The organism is Geomesophilobacter sediminis, assembly GCF_016458275.1.
GTDB lineage: Bacteria > Desulfobacterota > Desulfuromonadia > Geobacterales > Geobacteraceae > Geomesophilobacter > Geomesophilobacter sediminis.
This window is the reverse complement of the sequence record NZ_JAEMHM010000002.1, coordinates 37,344-57,197: the sequence shown is the minus strand read 5'-3', so window position 1 is coordinate 57,197 and position 19,854 is coordinate 37,344. Positions and strand designations below refer to the sequence as shown.

The 19,854-nt window shown below is 60.7% G+C and carries 22 protein-coding genes; 3 read left to right on the top strand and 19 right to left on the bottom strand.

What is annotated here, in order from left to right; genetic code table 11:
* Positions 1–123 precede the first annotated feature (123 nt).
* The 8 genes from rseP to rpsB all read right to left on the bottom strand — a co-directional run bounded on the left by rseP (position 124) and on the right by rpsB (position 7,455).
* Positions 124–1,188 carry an RIP metalloprotease RseP gene (gene rseP / locus JFN93_RS02020; protein WP_199382323.1) on the bottom strand — a complete coding sequence of 355 codons (1,065 nt, stop codon included), beginning with the start codon at positions 1,186–1,188 and terminating at the stop codon, positions 124–126.
* 272 nt (positions 1,189–1,460) lie between these two features.
* Positions 1,461–2,615 (bottom strand): 1-deoxy-D-xylulose-5-phosphate reductoisomerase, encoded by a 1,155-nt coding sequence (locus JFN93_RS02015; protein ID WP_199382322.1) that lies wholly within the window; start codon positions 2,613–2,615, stop codon positions 1,461–1,463.
* A 100-nt stretch (positions 2,616–2,715) separates the two neighbouring features.
* A complete protein-coding gene (locus JFN93_RS02010; protein WP_199382586.1) occupies positions 2,716–3,522 on the bottom strand; it encodes a phosphatidate cytidylyltransferase in 807 nt (268 codons plus the stop codon).
* Positions 3,523–3,546: 24 nt separating this feature from the next.
* On the bottom strand, positions 3,547–4,287 hold the full coding sequence (locus tag JFN93_RS02005) for an isoprenyl transferase (protein ID WP_199382321.1): 741 nt from the start codon (positions 4,285–4,287) through the stop codon (positions 3,547–3,549).
* Between the two features lie 106 nt (positions 4,288–4,393).
* Positions 4,394–4,951, bottom strand: a complete 558-nt coding sequence (gene frr / locus JFN93_RS02000; RefSeq protein ID WP_199382320.1) for a ribosome recycling factor — start codon at positions 4,949–4,951, stop codon at positions 4,394–4,396.
* A gap of 1 nt (position 4,952) precedes the next feature.
* Entirely contained in the window at positions 4,953–5,672 is a 720-nt protein-coding gene (gene pyrH / locus JFN93_RS01995) for a UMP kinase (protein WP_199382319.1), read from the bottom strand.
* A 255-nt stretch (positions 5,673–5,927) separates the two neighbouring features.
* Entirely contained in the window at positions 5,928–6,578 is a 651-nt protein-coding gene (gene tsf / locus JFN93_RS01990) for a translation elongation factor Ts (RefSeq protein WP_199382318.1), read from the bottom strand.
* A 106-nt stretch (positions 6,579–6,684) separates the two neighbouring features.
* The gene (gene rpsB / locus JFN93_RS01985; RefSeq protein WP_199382317.1) at positions 6,685–7,455 is read right to left on the bottom strand and encodes a 30S ribosomal protein S2; all 771 of its coding nucleotides are present in this window, start codon (positions 7,453–7,455) and stop codon (positions 6,685–6,687) included.
* A gap of 420 nt (positions 7,456–7,875) precedes the next feature.
* Here rpsB and JFN93_RS01980 point away from each other — a divergent pair, with 420 nt between their 5' ends.
* Positions 7,876–8,670, top strand: a complete 795-nt coding sequence (locus JFN93_RS01980; protein WP_199382316.1) for a DNA-binding protein — start codon at positions 7,876–7,878, stop codon at positions 8,668–8,670.
* A 254-nt stretch (positions 8,671–8,924) separates the two neighbouring features.
* Here the strand turns inward: JFN93_RS01980 and JFN93_RS01975 are convergent, their stop codons facing one another.
* The 10 genes from JFN93_RS01975 to JFN93_RS01930 form a co-directional block, all read right to left on the bottom strand.
* Entirely contained in the window at positions 8,925–11,012 is a 2,088-nt protein-coding gene (locus JFN93_RS01975; RefSeq protein WP_199382315.1) for a methyl-accepting chemotaxis protein, read from the bottom strand.
* Between the two features lie 246 nt (positions 11,013–11,258).
* Positions 11,259–11,639, bottom strand: a complete 381-nt coding sequence (locus tag JFN93_RS01970; protein ID WP_199382314.1) for a hypothetical protein — start codon at positions 11,637–11,639, stop codon at positions 11,259–11,261.
* A 75-nt stretch (positions 11,640–11,714) separates the two neighbouring features.
* Positions 11,715–12,161, bottom strand: a complete 447-nt coding sequence (rplI, locus tag JFN93_RS01965; protein WP_199382313.1) for a 50S ribosomal protein L9 — start codon at positions 12,159–12,161, stop codon at positions 11,715–11,717.
* A gap of 22 nt (positions 12,162–12,183) precedes the next feature.
* Entirely contained in the window at positions 12,184–13,122 is a 939-nt protein-coding gene (locus tag JFN93_RS01960; RefSeq protein WP_199382312.1) for a YybS family protein, read from the bottom strand.
* Between the two features lie 24 nt (positions 13,123–13,146).
* The gene (rpsR, locus tag JFN93_RS01955) at positions 13,147–13,428 is read right to left on the bottom strand and encodes a 30S ribosomal protein S18 (protein WP_199382311.1); all 282 of its coding nucleotides are present in this window, start codon (positions 13,426–13,428) and stop codon (positions 13,147–13,149) included.
* Between the two features lie 2 nt (positions 13,429–13,430).
* Positions 13,431–13,829: a 30S ribosomal protein S6 gene (gene rpsF, locus JFN93_RS01950; protein WP_199382310.1), complete on the bottom strand. Its 399-nt coding sequence runs from the start codon at positions 13,827–13,829 to the stop codon at positions 13,431–13,433.
* Between the two features lie 245 nt (positions 13,830–14,074).
* Positions 14,075–15,169, bottom strand: a complete 1,095-nt coding sequence (gene ychF, locus JFN93_RS01945) for a redox-regulated ATPase YchF (protein ID WP_199382309.1) — start codon at positions 15,167–15,169, stop codon at positions 14,075–14,077.
* Between the two features lie 282 nt (positions 15,170–15,451).
* Positions 15,452–16,024: an aminoacyl-tRNA hydrolase gene (gene pth / locus JFN93_RS01940; RefSeq protein ID WP_199382308.1), complete on the bottom strand. Its 573-nt coding sequence runs from the start codon at positions 16,022–16,024 to the stop codon at positions 15,452–15,454.
* Positions 16,025–16,033: 9 nt separating this feature from the next.
* Positions 16,034–16,627: a 50S ribosomal protein L25 gene (locus JFN93_RS01935; RefSeq protein WP_199382307.1), complete on the bottom strand. Its 594-nt coding sequence runs from the start codon at positions 16,625–16,627 to the stop codon at positions 16,034–16,036.
* Between the two features lie 49 nt (positions 16,628–16,676).
* On the bottom strand, positions 16,677–17,627 hold the full coding sequence (locus tag JFN93_RS01930) for a ribose-phosphate pyrophosphokinase (RefSeq protein ID WP_199382306.1): 951 nt from the start codon (positions 17,625–17,627) through the stop codon (positions 16,677–16,679).
* Positions 17,628–18,018: 391 nt separating this feature from the next.
* Here JFN93_RS01930 and JFN93_RS01925 point away from each other — a divergent pair, with 391 nt between their 5' ends.
* Positions 18,019–18,399, top strand: coding sequence for a PilZ domain-containing protein (locus tag JFN93_RS01925; RefSeq protein WP_199382305.1), 381 nt, complete (start codon positions 18,019–18,021; stop codon positions 18,397–18,399).
* Between the two features lie 182 nt (positions 18,400–18,581).
* A complete protein-coding gene (gene flgM, locus JFN93_RS01920; protein ID WP_199382304.1) occupies positions 18,582–18,866 on the top strand; it encodes a flagellar biosynthesis anti-sigma factor FlgM in 285 nt (94 codons plus the stop codon).
* 9 nt (positions 18,867–18,875) lie between these two features.
* On the opposite strand, the gene JFN93_RS01915 is transcribed toward flgM, so the two are convergent.
* Positions 18,876–19,034, bottom strand: coding sequence for a hypothetical protein (locus tag JFN93_RS01915; RefSeq protein ID WP_199382303.1), 159 nt, complete (start codon positions 19,032–19,034; stop codon positions 18,876–18,878).
* Positions 19,035–19,854 lie beyond the last annotated feature (820 nt).

Genomic DNA, 19,854 nt, shown 5'->3' with positions numbered 1-19,854 from the left:
CCCCTCCCCTTCAAGGGGAGGGACAGGGTGAGGATGGGGTTCTTTTCCGTGATCACCTAACAGTGAACGGTGGAACAATTCATGTCAGAGGGGGACTGGCACCTTGCGGAGCCAGTCCCCGGCTCAGTTCTTCGGCAGCATCCGCATGATGTCGTTGTAGAAGGCGAGCATCATCAGGCTGATCAGGACCATCATCCCGATCTGCTGGGCGATCTCCCGGCTCCGCTTGCTCACCGGCCGCCCGATCACCAGCTCGATCAGGAAGAAAACCAGGTGCCCGCCGTCCAAAATCGGAACCGGCAAAAGGTTCAGCACCCCGAGGTTGACCGACAAAAGCGCGACGAACGCGAGAAAGCTCACTCCCCCGGCCTGCGCCTGCTGGCCGGCCATCTTCACGATCATGATCGGACCGCCGATGGAATCGAGCGGCAACGCGCGCTGCACCAGACGCACCAGGGAGAGGTAGGTCACCTTGATCACGTTCCAGCACTGGGCGCTCCCGCGGACGAAGGCTTCCCCGGGAGGAAACCGGTCGATGAAGGTGTCGCCGGCAGCCACCACCCCGATCACCGGCGTGGTGACGGTGTCGCCGAGGAGGTTTTTGGCGGTGCGGGGCTCCGGGGTCATGGTGAAGGTCAGCGCCTTGCCGGCACGGTTCACCGTTACCTGGACCGGGGCCGCCTTACCCTGGGCAATGATCTTGGCGAAATCTTCCCAGCGCCCGACCGCCTTCCCGTTCACCGAGGCGATCAGGTCGCCGGCCACGATCCCCGCGCGGGCGGCCGGTTTGTTCGGCACCACCTCGCCGACCTTGGTGGTTACCGAGGGGACGCCGACCATGAACAGGATGATGAAGATGACGTAGGCGGAAAGAAGATTGAACAGCGGACCGGCGACGACGATGCCGATGCGCTGCAACGGCGGCTTGTGGGAGAAGGAAACCTTCTTTTCCTCTTCGGTCAGCTCGGTTTCCCCGTCCACCTCGCCGACCATCTTGACGTAGCCCCCCAGGGGGAGCGCGGAAAGGAGGTACTCGGTCTCGCCGATCTTCTTGCCGATCACCTTCGGGCCGAAGCCGAGGGAGAACTTCTCGACGCCGACGCCGAACGCCTTCGCGAACAGGAAGTGGCCGAATTCATGAACGAATATGAGTGCCCCGAGGGCGATTATGGCGAACAGTATGCTCATCGAATTCCCCTCCGGAAGCCAAGAACGACGGCAGGATAGGTTGGGGTGAATGCCTCATTATACTGCAGGCCGCAGAAACCTAACATTCTTACGTTGCCAGCGGGCACAACAACTGCTCCACACGGCATATTCCCTCCCCCTTCAAGGGGGAGGTCAGGAGGATGGGGTTAAGTGCCCCCAGAACCCCATCCTCACCCGGTCCGTCGCAAGCCGTGCTTGCGCACGCGACCCTTGAAGGAGCGGGGACGCAAGGATCGGCCGGGTTTATCGGTTTAGGCGATCCCCAACACCTCGCGGGCGGTCCGGCGGCCCCACAGATCCGCCTCCAGCACCTCCTCGATCGAGGTCAGGTTGTGCGCAACGTGGCGGTTCATGGTCTTTTCGATCGACTCGGCGATGGTCATGAAAGAGATCTTCCCTTCCAGGAAGGCCTCGACCGCGATCTCGTTGGCCGCGTTCATCACCGCCGGCATGCTCTCGCCGGCCTTGGCCGCCTGGTAGGCAAGCCCCAGTGCCGGGAAGCGCTCCAGGTCCGGGTTGAAGAAGGTCAGCCCGGAAAGAAGCGTCAGGTCGAGCGGCTTCACCCCGCTGGGCACCCGCTGCGGGTAGGTGAGCGCGTAGGCGATAGGCCCCTTCATGTCGGGCACGCCAAGCTGCGCCATCACGCTGCCGTCCACGTACTCGACCATGGAGTGGATGATGCTCTGCGGATGGATGTTGACCGCGATCCGGTCCACCTCGATGTCGAAGAGCCAGCGCGCCTCGATGACCTCCAGCCCCTTGTTCATCATGGTGGCGGAATCGATGGTGATCTTCTTCCCCATGCTCCAGTTCGGGTGATTGAGCGCGTCCTTGATGGTCGCCTGGGAAAGCTGCTCCTTGGTCCACTTCAGGAAGGGGCCACCGGACGCGGTAAGGATGACGCGGGCGACGTCCTCGTTGCGGTGGCCGACCATGGACTGGAACACCGCGCAGTGCTCGCTGTCCACCGGATAGAGGTTGACGTCGTGCTTCTTGACCAGGTCCATGACCAGGTGCCCGGCGGTGACCAGGGTCTCCTTGTTGGCAAGAGCCACGTCCTTGCCGGCCATGATGGCGGCCGCGGTGGGAGCAAGACCGGCCGCACCGACAATGGCGGCAACCACCATGGTGGTGTCGGCGGCGGTCGCGGCGGCGATCATCCCTTCCACACCGTGCAGGATCTGCGGCTTTTTGCCGGCGAGCATCCGGTCCAGTTTCTTGGCGTCGTCAGCGGAGACCACCGCGACCAGTTGCGGGGAGAAAGCCTCGATCTGCTTTTTGAGCAGGGTGAGATTGGAGCCCGCGGTCAGGGCCACGACCTCGAACTTGTCGCGATGAGCGGCGACGACATCAAGCGTGCTGACCCCGATGGAGCCGGTGGAACCAAGTATGGTGAGCTTCTTCATCGAAAACCCTCGTGAAACTTAATGGCACTTACATCGCCGAAAGGATCCGACCGATCAGTCGGATCCGACCGATCAGTCCGATCGGTCCGGTGCGGGCAGACTACCCTCCGCAGCACCCCTTGAAGAAAAACCAGGAATAGTAAAAAGCCGCCGGAGCGGCAAACAGGATGCTGTCCAGCCGGTCCAAAACCCCGCCGTGCCCCGGGAAGATCACCCCGGAATCCTTGACTCCGCAGCTCCGCTTGATCAGCGACTCGAACAGGTCGCCCAGTTGCCCGAGGACCCCGAAGATGAGTGCGGTCGCCACGCAATCGGCGATGGCAAGCTCGGGGAAAAAAGTAGCCCGGGCGATGAGCGCGCCGATGATGCTGCCGGCCAGGCCGCCGATCGAGCCTTCCACGCTTTTTTTCGGGCTGACTGCCGGATAGATCCGGTGCTTGCCGATGGTGGAGCCGACATAGTAGGCGGCGCTGTCGCCGGCCATGACGATGACCATGATGAGGAACAGCCACGCCACGCCGTGCGGCTGCATTCGGACCAGTACCAGGTGGGAGAGCAGGAGCGGGACGTAGAGAAAACCCATCAGGACCAGGGCGATGTCGGGGGCCGCCTGCTTGATGTCCTGGAGGCGGAACAACGCGATCAGGGTAAAAAGGAGCACCAATCCGGTAAGGGCGAAAAGCGGCAGGATCGGATTGGTAGCGAAGACGGTGAAGACCGAAGCAGCGCCGCAGATGGCGGCAAGCCACCCCTCCCCCCGGCGCCCCGGGAGAGTCATCCGGTAGAACTCGTCCAGACCGAGCAGCGCCAAAAGGGCGACCAGCAGCGCGAACTGGAACGGGGAACTTTTCAAAATGAAGATGATGACCAGCGGCAACAGCACCGCTGCGGTAGCTAGACGTTTGATAGAACCCCCAGAAGCCGTTCGGGTTTAAAACTCGCTTTTCAGCTGTTCGCTGGTCCGCCCGAACCGCCGCTCGCGGGCATGATAGCTGCGAAACGCTTTGGCAAGCTCGTCGCGGTCGAAATCGGGCCAGTTGACGTCGGTGAAATAGAGTTCGGTGTAGGCAAGCTGCCAGAGCAGGAAGTTGCTGATCCGCATCTCCCCGCTGGTCCGGATCAAAAGGTCCGGGTCCGGAATGTCCGCGGTAAAAAGCGACCGGCCGAACAGGTTCTCGTCGATCGCCTCGGCATCGAGCCGCCCGGCGGCAACCTCACCGGCCAGATGTTTCACCGCCGAGACCATCTCCTGCCGCGCCCCGTAGGAAAGGGCAAGGGTCAGGAGCATGCCGCGGTTGGCCGAGGTCTTTGCTATGGCAGCGTCGATCTCCCGGTTCACGTCTTCGGGAAGGTCGGCCCGGTTGCCGATCACGTTGAAGCGGATGTCGTTTTGCATCATCCGCGGGACTTCGGCCCGGATGTACTGCTTGAGAAGCGCCATCAGCGCCTTCACCTCGGTTTTGGGCCTAAGCCAGTTTTCCGCGGAAAAGGCGAACAGGGTGAGGTAGCCGATCCCGAGCCGGGAGCACTCCTCGACTATCACCCGGACCGTCTCCACACCCTTCTGGTGGCCGACGATACGGCGCAGCATCCTCTTCTTGGCCCAGCGCCCGTTGCCGTCCATGATAACGGCAAGGTGAACGGGGAGGTTCCCCGGCTGCAACGTTTTCATAAACACCCTAAAAACAAAAAATCCCCTTCAAGTGGGGGTCGCGACCCAGCGGGAGCTGTCGCCGGAGAGGTAACCGGGGGGCGTGCGCCCCCCGACCATCGGGTCCTTAGACCTCCATGACCTCTTTTTCCTTGTGCGCGAGGACCTCGTCCACCTTGGCCGTGTGGCTGTTGGTGAAGTCCTGGACCTCTTTCTCGGCGCGCTTCAGATCGTCTTCGGAGATCTGCTTATCCTTCTCCAGCTTCTTGAGTCCGTCCATCGCTTCGCGGCGGATGTTGCGCAGCGCCACCTTGGCTTCTTCGGCCTCGCGCTTGAGCTGCTTCACGATGTCCTTGCGGCGCTCCTCGGTCAGCGGCGGGAGATTCAGGCGGATCATCTTGCCGTCGTTGCTCGGGGTGAGCCCGAGGTTCGAGTTGAGGATCGCCTTCTCGATCACCGGGATCATCTTCGCTTCCCAGGGCTGGATGGTGATGGTGCGGGCCTCCGGCACGGCGAGGGTCGCGACGTTGGTCAGCGGGCCCAGCGAGCCGTAGTAGTCGACCTTAACCTCGTCGAGAAGGGAGGTCGAGGCACGCCCGGTGCGGACTTTCTGGTAGTCCTTGCGCAGCGACTCTACGCTCTTGTCCATGCGGACGTTCATGTCGGCAATGACGTCTTTGATCATGCTACTCTCCTTTCACGATGGTGCCGATCCTCTCGCCGTTGATGACCCGCACCACGTTGCCGTCGGTCGTCACGTCGAAGACGATGATCGGGAGATTGTTGTCCATGCAGAGCGAGGTCGCGGTCGCGTCCATCACCTGGAGCCCCTTCTTGAGAACTTCAAGATAGGTCAGGCTCTGGTATTTGACGGCGGAGGCGTCCTTTTTCGGATCGGCGGAGTAGACGCCGTCGACCTTGGTCCCCTTGAGGATCACGTCGGCCCCGATTTCCATCGCCCGCAGGCTGGCCGCGGTGTCGGTGGTGAAGTACGGGTTGCCGGTGCCGGCGCCGAAGATGACCACGCGCCCCTTCTCGAGATGGCGAATGGCGCGGCGGCGTATGTACGGCTCGGCCACTTCCTGCATCGCGATCGCGGACTGAACCCGGGTGTCGACGCCGACCTTCTCCAGGGCGTCCTGCATGGCCAGGGAGTTGATCATGGTGGCGAGCATCCCCATGTAGTCGGCGCTGGCGCGATCCATCCCCTTGGAGGAGGCGGCCAGACCGCGGAAGATGTTGCCGCCGCCGATGACCAGCGAAAGCTGCACACCAAGGTCGATGACCGACTTCACCTCGCGGGCGATGGTGGTGATGGTCTCCGGGTCGATGCCGTAGCCCTGGTTTCCGGCCAACGCCTCACCGGAAAGCTTCAGAAGTACACGTTTGTAGTAAGGTTCTGCCATCGTTTTCACCTTAGGGCTTTCGATCGCCGAACTTCGTAGGCGAGGCCACATCATCGTGGCGGCGGTACGGGCCGCCGAGAACAGGCAGAAATCGCGGCAGGGATGCCGCGCGGGTCGATTTCAGCTCGGTTAGCGGCACCATGTCTCTCGCCTGCCCAAAGGCCTGGGAATGCGGAGTCCGGTATCAGGTTGTCGGTTGAGAAATGGGTAAAAAAAGAGCCGCCCATTTGCATGGCCGGCTCTGTCGGGACTGCCTTAAGCGCCGACCGCCGCGGCTACTTCCGCCGCGAAATCGGATTCCTTCTTGGCCAGCCCCTCACCGAGGACGTACTTGGTGAAGCGCCGGATGCTGATGTTCTCGCCGATGGTGGCGATGGTCTCGTTCAGGTAGGTCTGGACGGTCTTGTCCGGATCCTTGACGTAAGCCTGCTCGAGGAGGCAGATGTCACCGTAGAACTTGTTGACCTGGCCTTCGATGATCTTCTCGACGATGTTGTCCGGCTTGCCGCTTTCTTTGGCCTTGGCGCGGTAGATTTCCTTCTCGCGCTCGAGGAGCTCGGCCGAGACTTCTTCGCGACGGACGCAGGTCGGGTTGGCCGCGGCGATGTGCATCGCGATGTCCTTCACGAAAGCCTGGAAGTTCTCGTTTTTGGCGACGAAGTCGGTCTCGCAGTTGACTTCGACGAGGACGCCGATTTTGCCGCCGGCGTGGATGTAGGAGCCGACCAGACCTTCGCTGGCCGTACGGCCTGCTTTTTTGGAAGCAGCGGCAAGGCCCTTCTTACGAAGGTAATCGATCGCTTTTTCGTGGTCGCCGTTGGTTTCGGTGAGGGCCTTCTTGCAATCCATAAGGCCGGCACCAGTGGCTTTTCTCAGTTCGTTTACCTGTGCAGCGGTTACGCTCACGTCATTCCTCCGCGTTGCCCCCGCCCGAAGGCGGGGACCACATATATTTTTTTGTTACTGAAAGATGCAAGCTTTCCGAATTCGACGTCGCACGTCGAACGGGTTGTTACGCTTCGCCGGCAGTCTCTTCCTCGACGACAGCTTCCTCACCGGCCGCGAACTCTTCCTCGGCGCCGGTCTGGAGGCGAGCCTGACGAGCCTGGACCCCTTCGAGGATCGCGTCGGCCATCTTGCTGGTCAGCAGGCGGATGGCGCGGATCGCGTCGTCGTTGCCCGGGATGACGTAGTTGATGTCGTCCGGATCGCAGTTGGTGTCGACGATGGCGACGACCGGGATACCGAGCTTCTTGGCTTCGGAAACGGCGATTTCTTCGTTTTTCGGGTCGACGACGAACAGCATGCCGGGGAGTTTGCCCATCCCTTTGATGCCGCCCAGGGTCTTCTCGAGTTTCTCACGCTCTTTGCCCAGCTTCAGAGCTTCCTTCTTGGTGTATGCCTCGATGGAGCCGTCGGCGAACATGGAATCGAGACGCTTGAGACGATCGATGCTCTGCTTGACGGTCGAGAAGTTGGTGAGCATGCCGCCCAGCCAACGGTCGTTGACGTAGAACATGTTGCAGCGCTGTGCCTCTTCGGCAACCGAATCCTGGGCCTGCTTCTTGGTGCCGACGAAGAGGATGGACTCGCCGGCCTGGGCCGACTCAGTCACGAAGCTGTAAGCGCTTTTGAAGAGACGAACGGTCTTCTGCAGGTCGATGATGTAGATACCGTTACGGGCGCCGAAGATGTACGGCTTCATCTTCGGGTTCCATCTCTTGGTCTGGTGTCCGAAGTGGACGCCGGCTTCCAGCAGTTCTTTCATGGTGATGTTGGACATGCGTTTCTCCTTTGGTTTTGCCTCCGCCGCCCGATCTGACGGAACCCACGTACTGTGGGCACCACCGGCAGGATGAAGACGGCGTGCGAATTTTAAACAGCAAATCTGTATAGCACAGCACTCAGTCATTGGCAAGGCAAAATCCAGCCCGACACAGTACCTGCTTCTTTAGATAGTAATGAGCTGAGGGGGAAATGACAATGAATATGGCTTAAGGATGAGAGCGGGGGGGCGGGGTCGGGGGCCACCCTTTTCTTCCGATCGCGCCGGCCGGTCGAGTTCCCCCTCAAGTTGTCCTGCTTCCTGCCGAAATAAAACAAAATGCTTGTCAATATCTCGCCAAGACAGTAGTCTGGCGTAGCCGCCGAAACCGGCCTGCCGGAGACCGCGGTCAAGTCCTCTTTAAGGAGCGTCGCCTTTATGACCCGTTCGTTTCTCGCCGTTGTTTTCATTGCTTGCCTTGCCGTGGTGTCAGTCGGTCACAGTGCCAGCGCCGCTTCGGACACCGCAGCCCCGAAACCGAAAGCTACCACCCTCTCCGGCAAGGTCGTCGAGACGATGGACGGTGGCGGCTACACCTACGTGCTGATCTCCGCCGGCGGCGAAAAGAAATGGGTCGCCGCACCGCTGATGAAAGTAACCGTCGGGCAGCAGGCATCGTTCATTCCGGGCTACGAAATGACCAATTTCACCAGCAAAGCCCTCAAGCGGACCTTCGACAAGGTGTACTTCAGCGCCGGTCTGGTAAATGACAAGCGCGAACTGGGGATGAGCGAAGAGGCGATCAAGAAATCGCACAAAAACGTCTCTCCCGACGTGATGAACCTGGCGATCAAGAAGAACGAAGATGCCGCGGCAAAGAAAGGCGGGAAGGACCAGCCGGCCAAAGTCGGCAAGGTGACCAAGGCCAAAGGGGCCAATGCCTACACCGTGGCCGAACTGTTCGCCAAGCGGAAGAGCCTGAACAAGAAGACGGTCGTGGTGCGCGGCACCGTGGTCAAAGTCTCCACCGGGATCATGAAACGGGCCTGGGTGCATATCCAGGACGGCACCGGCAAGGCGAAGAAGAAAAACAACGAACTCGTGATCACCTCCACCGAGACCCCCAAAGAGGGGGACGTGGTGACCGCCAAAGGAGTTCTCGCCAACAACAAGGACTTCGGCGCCGGTTACAAGTACGACGTCATCATCGAAGAGGCGAAGTTCTCGCACTAATTAAGGTCTACGCACCACAAAGGAAAAGCCCTTTCTCCGCCGGGAGAAAGGGCTTTTTTTATTTCGGGCTGACCGGCGCAGCATGCTGCGCCCCTACGCAGGTAATCGCGGCTCGGTGCAGGAGCGACATTGCGGTCGCGATTAAAGACCGTACGCGCCGGGAGAGGCGCTCCCACATGAGGCCACGATAGCCCCCTCACCGCCCCGCACCCGGAGGGGCAAGAAAGCCCAAGCCACCCGCTCATTGCTCATTGCTACAGGACGTACCCTACCCGGAACGCCCCCCAGTGCCGTCCCTGGACGTACACCGGCGAGGCGATGGCCCAGACCTTCTCCCCGGTGTCGCGCTGGTGGATCTGGATCAGCAGCGGCTCGGAAGTATTGCGCGCCGCCGCCATCTCGTCCGGATCGTCGAAGAACCGCTTGGTCCGGTTCCCGGCACGATCCTGCTCCGCGTCCCCGGTCAGCTCCTGCTGGTACTTGGAGTTGTGGGTCGGGCAGTAACTGTTGCGATCGACCAGGATGGCGTAGATGCAGTTCTTGTCCCGCTCCAGGATCTGGTCCTCATAGGTGACGATCCGTTCGTCAAGCAGGCGGTCGTACTTGGTGTGGTACTTCTGCGGCGTGGTACCGGGGATCGGCTCGTAGTTCTCGTCGAAAAGCTCATCGAGGGTGATGTCGCCGCTGGTCACCATTTCGGTCAGCATCTGCTCCATCAGCTTGGCCCCCCGGAGGGCGTCCGCCTTCCCTTTGGAACGGACCTCCTCCTCGATCATCTCCTTCAAATCGCCGGTCAACTCCCTGAGCTCGGCCACCGCCTGTTCGGTCGCCTGGGCGCCCGAGGCCACCTGCCGGGCGACGTCACGCACCTCGCCCATCGTTTCCGCCATCTCCTGGCAGGCGGTGGTCTGATGCTGCGTGGAGAGACTGATCTCCTTCGCGGCCCAGGCGGTCTTGTCCACCATGTCGATGATGGTGCCGAAGGAGCTTTGCACCTTGTCCACCATGGAGGCCGCATAATCGGCAGCCTTGGTTCCTTCTTCGGTCACCATGATGGTGGAATTGGTCGATTTCTGGATTTCTTCAATCAAACCGCTGATCTGGCGCGTCGCCGCGACGGTCCGTTCCGCCAGGCGCCGGACTTCCTGGGCGACGACGTTGAACCGCTTCCCGTATTCACCGGCACCGGCCGCCTCGATGGCGGCGTTGAGCGCCAGCAGATTGGTCTGCTCACTGATCTCGTCGATGATCTCGACGATGCCGCCGATCTTCTGGCTGTTATCCCCAAGATGCACCATCGCCCGGGCGATCCCCTGGACCTGAGATTTGAGCTGCACCACACCGGCGGCCGCATCGGCCACGTCATTGGTACCGGACTGGCAGCTCTTGCTGCTTTGCTGGGCCAGCGACTCGACGATCTGGGCATTTTCCATGATCAGGCGGGCGGTGACGGCGATCTCGTGCGAGGTGGTGGAGACTTCCTGCACCGCGCTCGCCTGCTGCGCCGATCCGGAAGACTGCTCGGTGCTGATCGCCATCAGATGGCTCGCCGAACCGGAAAGGTGGGTGATGGCACCCCGGATGGAGGAGAACAGGCGGCTGCTCTTGTCCACCTCATCGCGCAGGTTTTTGGCGATGACGCCGGTCATCTTGTTGAAGGCGTCCGCCAGAAGGGCGATCTCCCCATCCCCGCTCACCGGCACCCGCTCGTTGAGGGCGCCTACCGAGATGCGGTTGGCGGTTTTGGCCACTTCACGCAGCGGCCGGGAGATACTGCGGATGATGAAGAAACTCGCCAGCGCAAAGAGCGCCATGATGACGATGCCGCAGGTAAGGTTCCACTTCAGGAGGCTCTTGTTGAGCTGGGCGAAATAGTCCGCCTCGTTCACCCCGGGGACCACCCACACCCCCCACGGGTCGATGTAGCGGTACGCCGCGATCTTCTTCTGCTTGGTGGTCGTGGAGACGTATTCGATGACCCCGTTCCCCCGGTGGGAGCGGATGGCATCGATATGCTTCTCCCCGGCGAGGTTCGCCCCCTCCTTGGAAGGATGGACGATAAGGGTGCCGGATTCGTCGAGGAGGTAGACGTAGCCGCTCTCCCCGATCTTGACGCTGTTGATATAGCGCTTGAAGGAAGGGTCCTTGTACCCTTGCGGATGCCGTTCGGCGATGTATTCGAGCGTCTTTTCCAAGGCGTCGGCGGTGCCGCAGATATCCGCCTTCATGATGGAGCGGATTTCGTTTCGGGCCAGCAGGGAGGAGACCCCGACCGAGACCATGAGCGCGCAAAGCCCGAGTACCGAAAAAAGCAGTAATTTTGACCGGATCGTGGTGAACATTTGGTCCGCCTACCCTGTGGGAATTTGTGCCATGGTTATAATGTGAAGGGAGGGGAAAGTCAATTAATGATAAGGGGTTCCGGGTGATATGACCGCGGGGACGGCGACGGTGGGAGCGGTCGGCACCGAGGGGAGAGCATTACCTGGGGGAGCGCCTATCCGGGCGCAAATAGCTTTGATGATCGCGCCGGAAAAGGCGCGCCCACCTTTTTGGCAGAAGAAACGAAGAGAACGCCCCCCCGCCCCTTACTCCGGGGTGCGGACGCTGGTGTTGAAGCGGAGCATGTCCGGGGTCAGGGTGCCGGAAACCTGCTGGTATTCGTCGATGGCGCGGCCGAGCAGGAACACGGCATCCTGGTACGGGTCCATGTGCACCAGTTCCTCGTCCTCGAAGTTGAAGTGGCGGTCGTGATCCCGGTTGCGCTTGATGCGGAGGATTTCGAAGATGGAGGTGAAGGCCCGCTTGATACCGGCGGGGCCGCCCCCCGGGAGCTGGGCGAGGATCTCCTCGGCGGCAGCGGCCAAGGTGATGACGGAGAAGAGGTCCCCCTGGGCGAAAAAGATGCCGAGGGCGGTCTCGATCTGTTTGAGGGCGATTTCCTGTTTAAGGTAGGCGCGGATCTGCATGGCCGCTCCGAAAGAATGAAAAAAAGGCCGGACTCCTCTGCGAAGCCGGCCTTCTTATTTGCTACGGAAAACCGATTACTCGGCGCGGGTTACCGCGAACTTCAGGGTAGCGGCAACTTCCGGGTGGAGTTTCACGGTAGCGGTGAACTCGCCCAGGTGCTTGACCGGCTCGGCCAGGATGATCCGCTTGCGATCGATTTCGATCCCCTTCTCCTTGAGCTGCTCGGCAAGTTCCATGTTGGTGACGGAACCGAAGAGACGGTCGTCGGAGCCGGCCTGATGAGCCAGGGTAAGGGTGATGGCTTCGATTTTCCCGGCGAGGAGCTTGGCGCCTTCCAGGACTTTGCCTTTTTTGTACTCGAGGTGACGCTTGGCGTGCTCGAGAGCCTTCGCGTTCTTCTCGGTAGCCTCGATGGCGAACCCTTTGGGGACCAGGTAGTTGCGGGCGTAGCCCGGAGCGACCTTGACGACGTCGCCGATGTGACCGAGGTTTTCCACGTTTTCTTTCAGAATGACTTTCATGACATGCCTCCTAGCCTGATTGCTACAGGTTTTTGGGTTGCCTGGGGGCACGGAAGTTCCCCCAGAGATCGAATATTCCTAGCGCCGCCACCACGAGGGTGAGAAACGGCTGCAACATGATAATCGCGATGAACACGGCCCGCGCCGCCCTCGGGACCCGGTAGCGGCTGAAGTAGTGGCTGATGATCGCGAATCCCTGCACGCAGTAGAGCGCACAGAGGATGACGGTCGTGTTCAGCGCGGTCAGGTAGACCATGGTCTGCGGGATCAGCAGCGTGAACCCGGAAACGATCAGGAGCCAGATCATCGGCTCCGGATTGCGGTACTTCCGGAAATCCCCGATGTAGACGGGAACCCGGAACCTGGCAGCGATGCGGGAAACCAGCGAAACGTTCCACGCGCCGATGCATCCGAGCGCCACGGTGATGAGCGCCGGATAGATGGTGACGATCAGGGAAGCGGCCTGGCGCATCGAGTCCTGCAGCCCCTTCAGCTCGTCCCCTTTCACCCCCATCTTCTCGTAGACCTGCCCGGTCTGGTTGATGCTGGCGTTGACCCCCTTGATGATCTTCGCATGGAGGTCGGTCCCGGTGATCATCCCGAAAGCGGCGGCCACGACGAGAACGACCGCCAGGTTGACCGCCACCGCGTAGACGATGGAGCGGGCACCCCCCTTGTTACGTTTGAGGAACTCGGGGAGGGTCAGGGTCATCACGCCGGCCTGGAGCAGGTAGATGATCAGCGCCGCCGGGTCGCGCAGGGCAACCAGCAGTGCCACCGTCATGAGGACGATGGCGATCCCGGTCATCCGTCCGCTCTTGAGGGAGTAGTACACCCCCGGAGTGGGGACGCAGAAACCCGGAATCAGACCGATCACCGGCAGCGAGATGAAGGCAAGGAAAAGCGCCGCTGTGGCGACGCTTCCCTTTACTACATCTAACGCCTGTGCCTTCAGGGGCACCGGATGATTGCTTTCCGGCACCGGTTACGCGCTGGCGTGGCTACCTGCGATCGGGAGGAGCGCGATGTTCCTGGCGCGCTTGATCGCTTCGGTGATTTCACGCTGGTGTTTGGAGCAGTTGCCGGAAATACGGCGGGGAATGATCTTGCCGCGCTCGGAAACGAAGTAACGGAGGGTGCGGGGATCTTTGTAATCGATGCTCACCTGCTTGTCGGCGCAGAAGCGGCAGACTTTGCGGCGCTGGAACGGCCGTTTCTTCCTCGGGCCGGAGTTACTGGGTCTCTGATTCGGTCTTTCGTCGCTCATCTCTATCCCTCCGTAGTAGTTTCAGCAGCCTCAGCGGCAGCTTCGGCCGGAGCAGCAGCCTCTTCGGCACCTTCTTCAGCAGCTTTCACCGGAGCAGCAGCCGGGACCACGACTTCCTGCTCGAGTTTCACGCTCTGGTAGCGGACGACTTTGTCGTCCAGGCGCAGACGGCGCTCCAGTTCGGCGATCAGGGCAGCATCGGCGTCGAAACGGAGATAGAAGTAACGGCCACGGGGGTTCTTGTTGATCGGGTAAGCCAGTTTGCGGACGCCCCAGTCCTCAAGCCTTTTGAAGTCGCCCTTGCCTGCGGCGATGATTTCCTGAACCTTGGCGGAGAGAGCTTTGAGCTCCTCGTCACCCAGGTCCGGCTGGACGATGTAAATCGTCTCGTACATCCTCATGGTATTGCCTCCTCACGGTTTATTAGCCCCGGATCCGGTCCGGAACAAGGAGATACGGCCCTCGGGGCCGCTCTGTAGAACGCTGGATAGTACATCACATTAAAGCGGGTAGCAAGAAAAAAGAGATCGGGCAGGAGCCAAAACATTCGCGCCAGGAATGGCGCTCCCACAGCGAGAATCAGCGGCTTACCCGGTGGGAGCGCCATTCCTGGCGCGAACCCTTGCTATTTTCGGTGCCTCGGCGGCTAGACGTTGAACCGGAAGTGCATCACGTCGCCGTCGTTGACGACGTATTCCTTCCCTTCCAGCCGCATGAGCCCTTTTTCCTTGGCCCCGGACTCGCCGCCGGAGGCGATGAAATCCTCGTAGGCAATGACCTCGGCGCGGATGAACCCCTTCTCGAAGTCGGAGTGGATCACGCCGGCCGCCCCGGGGGCCTTGGTCCCCCTGGTGATGGTCCAGGCGCGGACTTCCTTCACCCCGGCGGTGAAATAGGTGATGAGCCCGAGGAGTTCGTAGCCGGAACGGATCAGCCGGTCCAGACCGGATTCGGCAAGCCCCATCTCCTGCAGAAACGCCAGTTTCTCCTCACCTTCCAGCTCGGAGATCTCCGCCTCGATGTTGCCGCAGATGGTAACGACCCCGGCCCCTTCGGAGGCGGCGAGCTGACGCACTTCCTCGACGTAGGGATGGGTTCCTTCCAGGTCGTCCTCGGCGACGTTGGCCACGTAGAGGACCGGCTTCGCGGTCATCAGGTGCATGTCGCGCAGGATCAGCCGCTCGTCTTCGTTTTCCGGGAGGTTGCGCGGGGATTCCCCCTTCTCCAGGGTCGATTTCACCCGCAGGCAGAAATCGACGTCCTCCTTGGCCTTCTTGTCGCCGCCCCGGGCCTGCTTTTCGGTGCGCTGGATCCTTTTCTCGACGGTGTCGAGGTCGGCCAGGGCGAGCTCGGTCTGGATCACCTCGATGTCGCGGCGCGGCGAAACGCTCCCGCTCACGTGGACCACGTTCTCGTTCTCAAAGCAGCGCACCACGTGCAGGATGGCGTCGACCGAGCGGATGTGACCGAGAAACTTGTTCCCCAGCCCCTCCCCCTGGCTCGCCCCCTTCACCAGGCCGGCGATGTCGAGAAACTCGATGGTGGTCGGCAGGATACGCTCCGGGTGGACGATCTCGGCGAGCTTGTCCATGCGCGGATCGGGAACCGCCACGATCCCGACGTTGGGATCGATGGTGCAAAACGGATAGTTGGCGGACTCGGCCCCCGCGGAGGTGAGCGCATTGAAGATGGTGGATTTCCCGACGTTGGGGAGACCGACGATACCGCAGTTAAAACCCATGACTAAAACCTCTTGAGAACCATTCGACGTTCAGCGTCGACGCTCGACGTGACTGTTGTTGCTCGTAGTTTCTCGTTCCCAAGGTCCACCTTGGGAACGCACCGCAGTTCAAAGCTCCAGCTTTTCATACCTTAGCGGTAACCCATCCTCACCCCGTCCGTCGCAAGCTCGCGCTGGCGCGCGACCCTTGAAGGAGAGGGGACGCGGTGGGAGGCGTCCAGCATCAGGTCATCCATTCCTGCGATATTACAGGGTTTTTCATTTCAAAAGAAGGCAGATCCGCTACGCGTAATCCTTCGCGTGAAAGATGCTCATCGCCTTGGGGAGCCCTTCCTTCATGATCATCTCGATCGCATCGATGGCCCCGTCCAGGATACCCAAAAGCGAATCCATCTCGTTCTTGGCGAAGTTCTGCAGGACGTAGTTCACCGTGTCGCCGTGCACCGGACGCCCGATGCCGACCCGGACCCGGACGAAGTTCGCGGAACCGAGTTCCTGCCCCAGGGAGCGCAGGCCGTTGTGGCCGCCGTGCCCTCCCCCTTCCTTCAACTTCAGCTTTCCAAAGGGGATGTCGAGGTCGTCGTGAATGACGATGAGGTCCGAAAGCGACAGTTTGTAGAAGCGCAGCGCCTCGGCAACCGACCGCCCGGAAAGGTTCATGAAGGTCTGCGGCTTGAGAAGGAAGAGCCTCTCCCCGAGCCAGTTCCCGTCACCGCAAAGGCCGGAGAAGGCCTTCTTGGTGATCGGGATACCGGCCTGGCTGGAGAGGCGGTCTAAAACCATGAAACCCGCGTTGTGGCGGGTCCATGAGTATTGCGGGCCGGGATTCCCCAGCCCCACGATCAGTTTTGGCATAAGTGGAAATTATTCAGCCGGAGCAGCAGCCTCTTCGACGTCGCCGGCTTTACGGCCGAGGATGCTGACCACCGGGGTGCTCGGGTCGGTGAGGATGACCGAGCCGACCGGGGCGACGATGTCGCCGACGTGGATGGAGTGGCCGATGTTGAGCTCGGTGATGTCGACGTTGATCTTCTCCGGAATGTGGACCGGGAGGCACTCGACCTCGATCTGGTGGCAGGCGAAGTCGAGGAAGCCGCCGCCTTTCACGCCGACGGAGGTCCCGACCAGGTTGAGGCGGACGTGGACCTTCACCTTGTCGGCCAGGTTGATGCGGTGCAGGTCGACGTGGAGCGCGGTCCCTTTGATGCAGTCCTGGTACAGGTCGGCTACGATGACGTTCTCGCCATTGAGAGCGCCGCCGCCGCTGACGGTCAGGATGTGGTTACGCCCGCCGACGCCGGCGACCGCTTCGGTGAATTCCTTCAGGTTGAGGGTGACGGGAACCGGCTCCATCCCTTTGCCATATACGACAGCCGGCACTTTGCCTTCGGTGCGCAGGCGGCGGCTGATCCCTTTCCCGGTTTTCTCTCTCAGTTCAACAGTAAGCGTCTTGCTCATACATCCTCCGATGCAATTTCAGAATTTAAATCCGTAGATCTATCAAAGACTAGACGAAGAGCGAACTGACCGATTCGTCTTCGTGAATCCTGCGAATGGCTTCCGCCAAAAGATCGGCGACCGAAAGGACGCGGATCTTGTCGGTTTTGGCTTCCTTCTCGGCCAGCGGCACGGTGTCGGTGATGACCACCTTCTCGATGACCGACGCGTTGATGCGGTCGATGGCCGGACCGGAGAGGACGCCGTGGGTGGCGGCGGCGTAGACGTTGGTGGCGCCGTGGTCCTTGAGGGCCTGGGCGGCCTGGGTCAGGGTGCCGGCGGTGTCGACCATGTCGTCGAGGATGATCGCCGACTTCCCTTTGACGTCCCCGATCAGGTGCATGATCTCGGCGACGTTGGGGCTGGTGCGCCGCTTGTCGATCACGGCCAGGGTGCAGCCGAGCCGCTTGGCAAAGGCGCGGGCGCGCTCGGTCCCGCCGGCATCCGGGGAAACCATGACCAGGTTCGCGATCTCGTCGGCAAAGCGGCTCTTCAGGTGAGCCAGCAGAACCGGGGCGGCATAGAGGTTATCCACCGGGATGTTGAAGAAGCCCTGGATCTGCCCCGCATGCAGGTCGATGGTGACCACGCGGTCGGCGCCGGCGGTGGTGACCAGGTCGGCGACCAGCTTGGAAGTGATCGGGGTACGCGGAGCGGCCTTGCGGTCCTGGCGGGCGTAGCCGTAGTACGGGATCACCGCGGTGATGGTCGCCGCCGAAGCACGCTTCAGCGCATCCATCATGATCAGGAGCTCCATCAGGTTGTTGTTGGTGGGAGCGCAGGTGGACTGGACCACGTAGATGTCCCTGCCGCGCACGTTCTCGCCGATCTCCACCATGATTTCACCGTCGGAGAACGTCTTTACCTTCGCCTTACCGAGCGGAACCCCCAGCGCAGCACAGATCTTCTCTGCCAGTGCCGGATTCGAATTGCCGCTGAACACCCTGATCTTGTCTTCCATGCCCAATCCTCTTCCCCCTGCAGCTGATTGACGAACGCCTTCCGCGGCCCGACGCCGGGCTGCCGAGACGGCGTTCCCGCGAAACGCCACTTAATACATCACCTGCGCTTTGAAGTCAACGTAAAAAGGACGCCTCGGCCCGCAAGCCCGCCTGTCCCAATCCTGCACCGGTTGATCTTTTTTCGCACAGATTTGGGCAGCTTGTAGCCATCCGCGACACCGGGACCACCGGAAACGGAAAAAGGCGCAGGGAGACATACCGATTCCGCTATATAACCATCATCGTGTCTTAACGAGAACCTCTAAATTTCTCTTTTAATCTTGCGGGCAATTGGGGTAAAATCCCAGCCACAGAGCGGATCATCGACCATACCAGAGCAAGGAGTCCTCCATGGAGCTTCGGCGATTTCACCGAATGACCTATACCGCCCCGGCCCTTTTGACCTGTAACAACCTCACCTACGAGGGGAGGCTCGGAAATATTTCTTTACAAGGCGCACTGGTAAGTGCCAACGAAGGATTAATGGTCACCCCCGGCGATCGCTGCACGGTGGAGATCCACCCCGAGGACGCGGAAAAACCGCTACTTATGTATGCCGAGGTAATCCACTCTTTCTACTCGATGGTGGGGGTAAAGTTCCTCCTGACCGAGGAAGAAGAGGAACGACTCTACCTTCTTTTGCAGGGCATCACGCCGGAACCGGACAAATTGAAACACGAATGGGAACACGTGTTGCATGGTGATGGCCAGCAGGGGGAAAGCTCAGCCTAATGGCGCAGGCGCTGACCGCGCCCAACGGAATACTCCCCCAGCGGATGAAGGACCAGGAACCGCCGCCGCAGCACGAAACGGATCAGCCGGAAGAAACAGGTGACAGCCGGTGGCGACAACCTTTATAATTCGCACAGATGGGGCTGCACGATGCAGCCGGCAGCAGGGGGAGGGATTCCGTCATGAAAGTCGCAGAGATCGCAGCAGGAAGCAACGTCCAGCCGGTGCAGACAGTAGCAGCCGATAAACACGAGGCTGCCGCCGCAGCACAGCGCGCCGACGCACAAAAGGCCACCGACAAGGTGGAGCTTTCCAAGAAAAGCTTGAAGGTCGCGGAAACGGAGGCGCCCAAAGAAGCCTCCCCGGAGCGGTTGGCGAAGCTCAAGGCGCTGATTGAGTCCGGGAAGTACCATGTTCCGGCGATGGAAGTTGCGGCGAAGATGGTTTCCTACGCCTCCCACGCCTGATCGTCACAGCTAATCTACGTCGATCACGTTCCGGCGTGCGGCCCGGGCTCTCCCCCTATCGCGAAGGATCTGCATGATCTCCTCGCTGGAGAGTTCCTCCGAGCGCCGCGAACGTCGTTCGGTGTGGATGATGACCGGTAATTCTTCTGATTTTTCTTCCCGATCCATGACCTGCCTCAACACAGTCGGATCAATCGGCAGCTGGTAGCGCCCCTCCTCCCTTCAGTACATCGCATTCCAACCCAATCTTCCTACAATTTAGCATTTTGAGAATTTTGCAGCAATGGCTGTGACAGACGCACCAGGCCTGTGACAGTGGCAGGATTACCAGGGCTGTAAACAACCACGGCCTATGCTTTCCGAATTGAGACCGAGCAGCCACTGTGGGAGCGCCTTTCCAGGCGCGAACGGCGCAGCCGTAAAGCAAAAAGACAAATCGCGGCAGCAATCCCGCTCCTACCGCACGGATTCACCCTCACCGGTAGGAGCGACATTCCTGTCGCGATCGACTGCCTTGAAATAAGCAAGGTAGTTGCCCCCCTTGGGAGCCCATTTCCCTGGGAGATCAGCCACTATCGTTGTCACCGCCTCCGGCGGTTCGCGCCAGGAATGGCGCTCCCACAGAGAAAGGTCGCTCCTCGTCACTTGTACGAAGAACACCATTCCTTTCACGATGATCTCTTTCCGGATTGAGACCCCGCCCCTACTGTGGGAGCGCCTTTCCAGGCGCGAACGGCGCAGCCGTAAAGCAAAAAACAAATCGCGGCAGCAATCCCGCTCCTACCGCACGGATTCACCCTCACCGGTAGGAGCGACATTCCTGTCGCGATCGACTGCCTTGAAATAAGCAAGTAGTTGCCCCCCTTGGGAGCCCATTTCCCTGGGAGATCAGCCACTATCGTTGTCACCGCCTCCGGCGGTTCGCGCCAGGAATGGCGCTCCCACAGAGAAAGGTCGCTCCTCGTCACTTGTACGAAGAACGCCATTC

Bases quoted from the DNA above. Each gene is read 5' to 3' on its own strand.
- rseP (WP_199382323.1), bottom strand. From the start codon at position 1,188: ATGAGCATACTGTTCGCCATAATCGCCCTCGGGGCACTCATATTCGTT.
- JFN93_RS02015 (WP_199382322.1), bottom strand. From the start codon at position 2,615: ATGAAGAAGCTCACCATACTTGGTTCCACCGGCTCCATCGGGGTCAGC.
- JFN93_RS02005 (WP_199382321.1), bottom strand. From the start codon at position 4,287: ATGAAAACGTTGCAGCCGGGGAACCTCCCCGTTCACCTTGCCGTTATC.
- frr (WP_199382320.1), bottom strand. From the start codon at position 4,951: ATGATCAAAGACGTCATTGCCGACATGAACGTCCGCATGGACAAGAGC.
- pyrH (WP_199382319.1), bottom strand. From the start codon at position 5,672: ATGGCAGAACCTTACTACAAACGTGTACTTCTGAAGCTTTCCGGTGAG.
- rpsB (WP_199382317.1), bottom strand. From the start codon at position 7,455: ATGTCCAACATCACCATGAAAGAACTGCTGGAAGCCGGCGTCCACTTC.
- JFN93_RS01980 (WP_199382316.1), top strand. From the start codon at position 7,876: ATGACCCGTTCGTTTCTCGCCGTTGTTTTCATTGCTTGCCTTGCCGTG.
- JFN93_RS01975 (WP_199382315.1), bottom strand. From the start codon at position 11,012: ATGTTCACCACGATCCGGTCAAAATTACTGCTTTTTTCGGTACTCGGG.
- JFN93_RS01970 (WP_199382314.1), bottom strand. From the start codon at position 11,639: ATGCAGATCCGCGCCTACCTTAAACAGGAAATCGCCCTCAAACAGATC.
- rplI (WP_199382313.1), bottom strand. From the start codon at position 12,161: ATGAAAGTCATTCTGAAAGAAAACGTGGAAAACCTCGGTCACATCGGC.
- rpsR (WP_199382311.1), bottom strand. From the start codon at position 13,428: ATGAGCGACGAAAGACCGAATCAGAGACCCAGTAACTCCGGCCCGAGG.
- rpsF (WP_199382310.1), bottom strand. From the start codon at position 13,829: ATGAGGATGTACGAGACGATTTACATCGTCCAGCCGGACCTGGGTGAC.
- ychF (WP_199382309.1), bottom strand. From the start codon at position 15,169: ATGGGTTTTAACTGCGGTATCGTCGGTCTCCCCAACGTCGGGAAATCC.
- pth (WP_199382308.1), bottom strand. From the start codon at position 16,024: ATGCCAAAACTGATCGTGGGGCTGGGGAATCCCGGCCCGCAATACTCA.
- JFN93_RS01935 (WP_199382307.1), bottom strand. From the start codon at position 16,627: ATGAGCAAGACGCTTACTGTTGAACTGAGAGAGAAAACCGGGAAAGGG.
- JFN93_RS01930 (WP_199382306.1), bottom strand. From the start codon at position 17,627: ATGGAAGACAAGATCAGGGTGTTCAGCGGCAATTCGAATCCGGCACTG.
- JFN93_RS01925 (WP_199382305.1), top strand. From the start codon at position 18,019: ATGGAGCTTCGGCGATTTCACCGAATGACCTATACCGCCCCGGCCCTT.
- flgM (WP_199382304.1), top strand. From the start codon at position 18,582: ATGAAAGTCGCAGAGATCGCAGCAGGAAGCAACGTCCAGCCGGTGCAG.
- JFN93_RS01915 (WP_199382303.1), bottom strand. From the start codon at position 19,034: ATGGATCGGGAAGAAAAATCAGAAGAATTACCGGTCATCATCCACACC.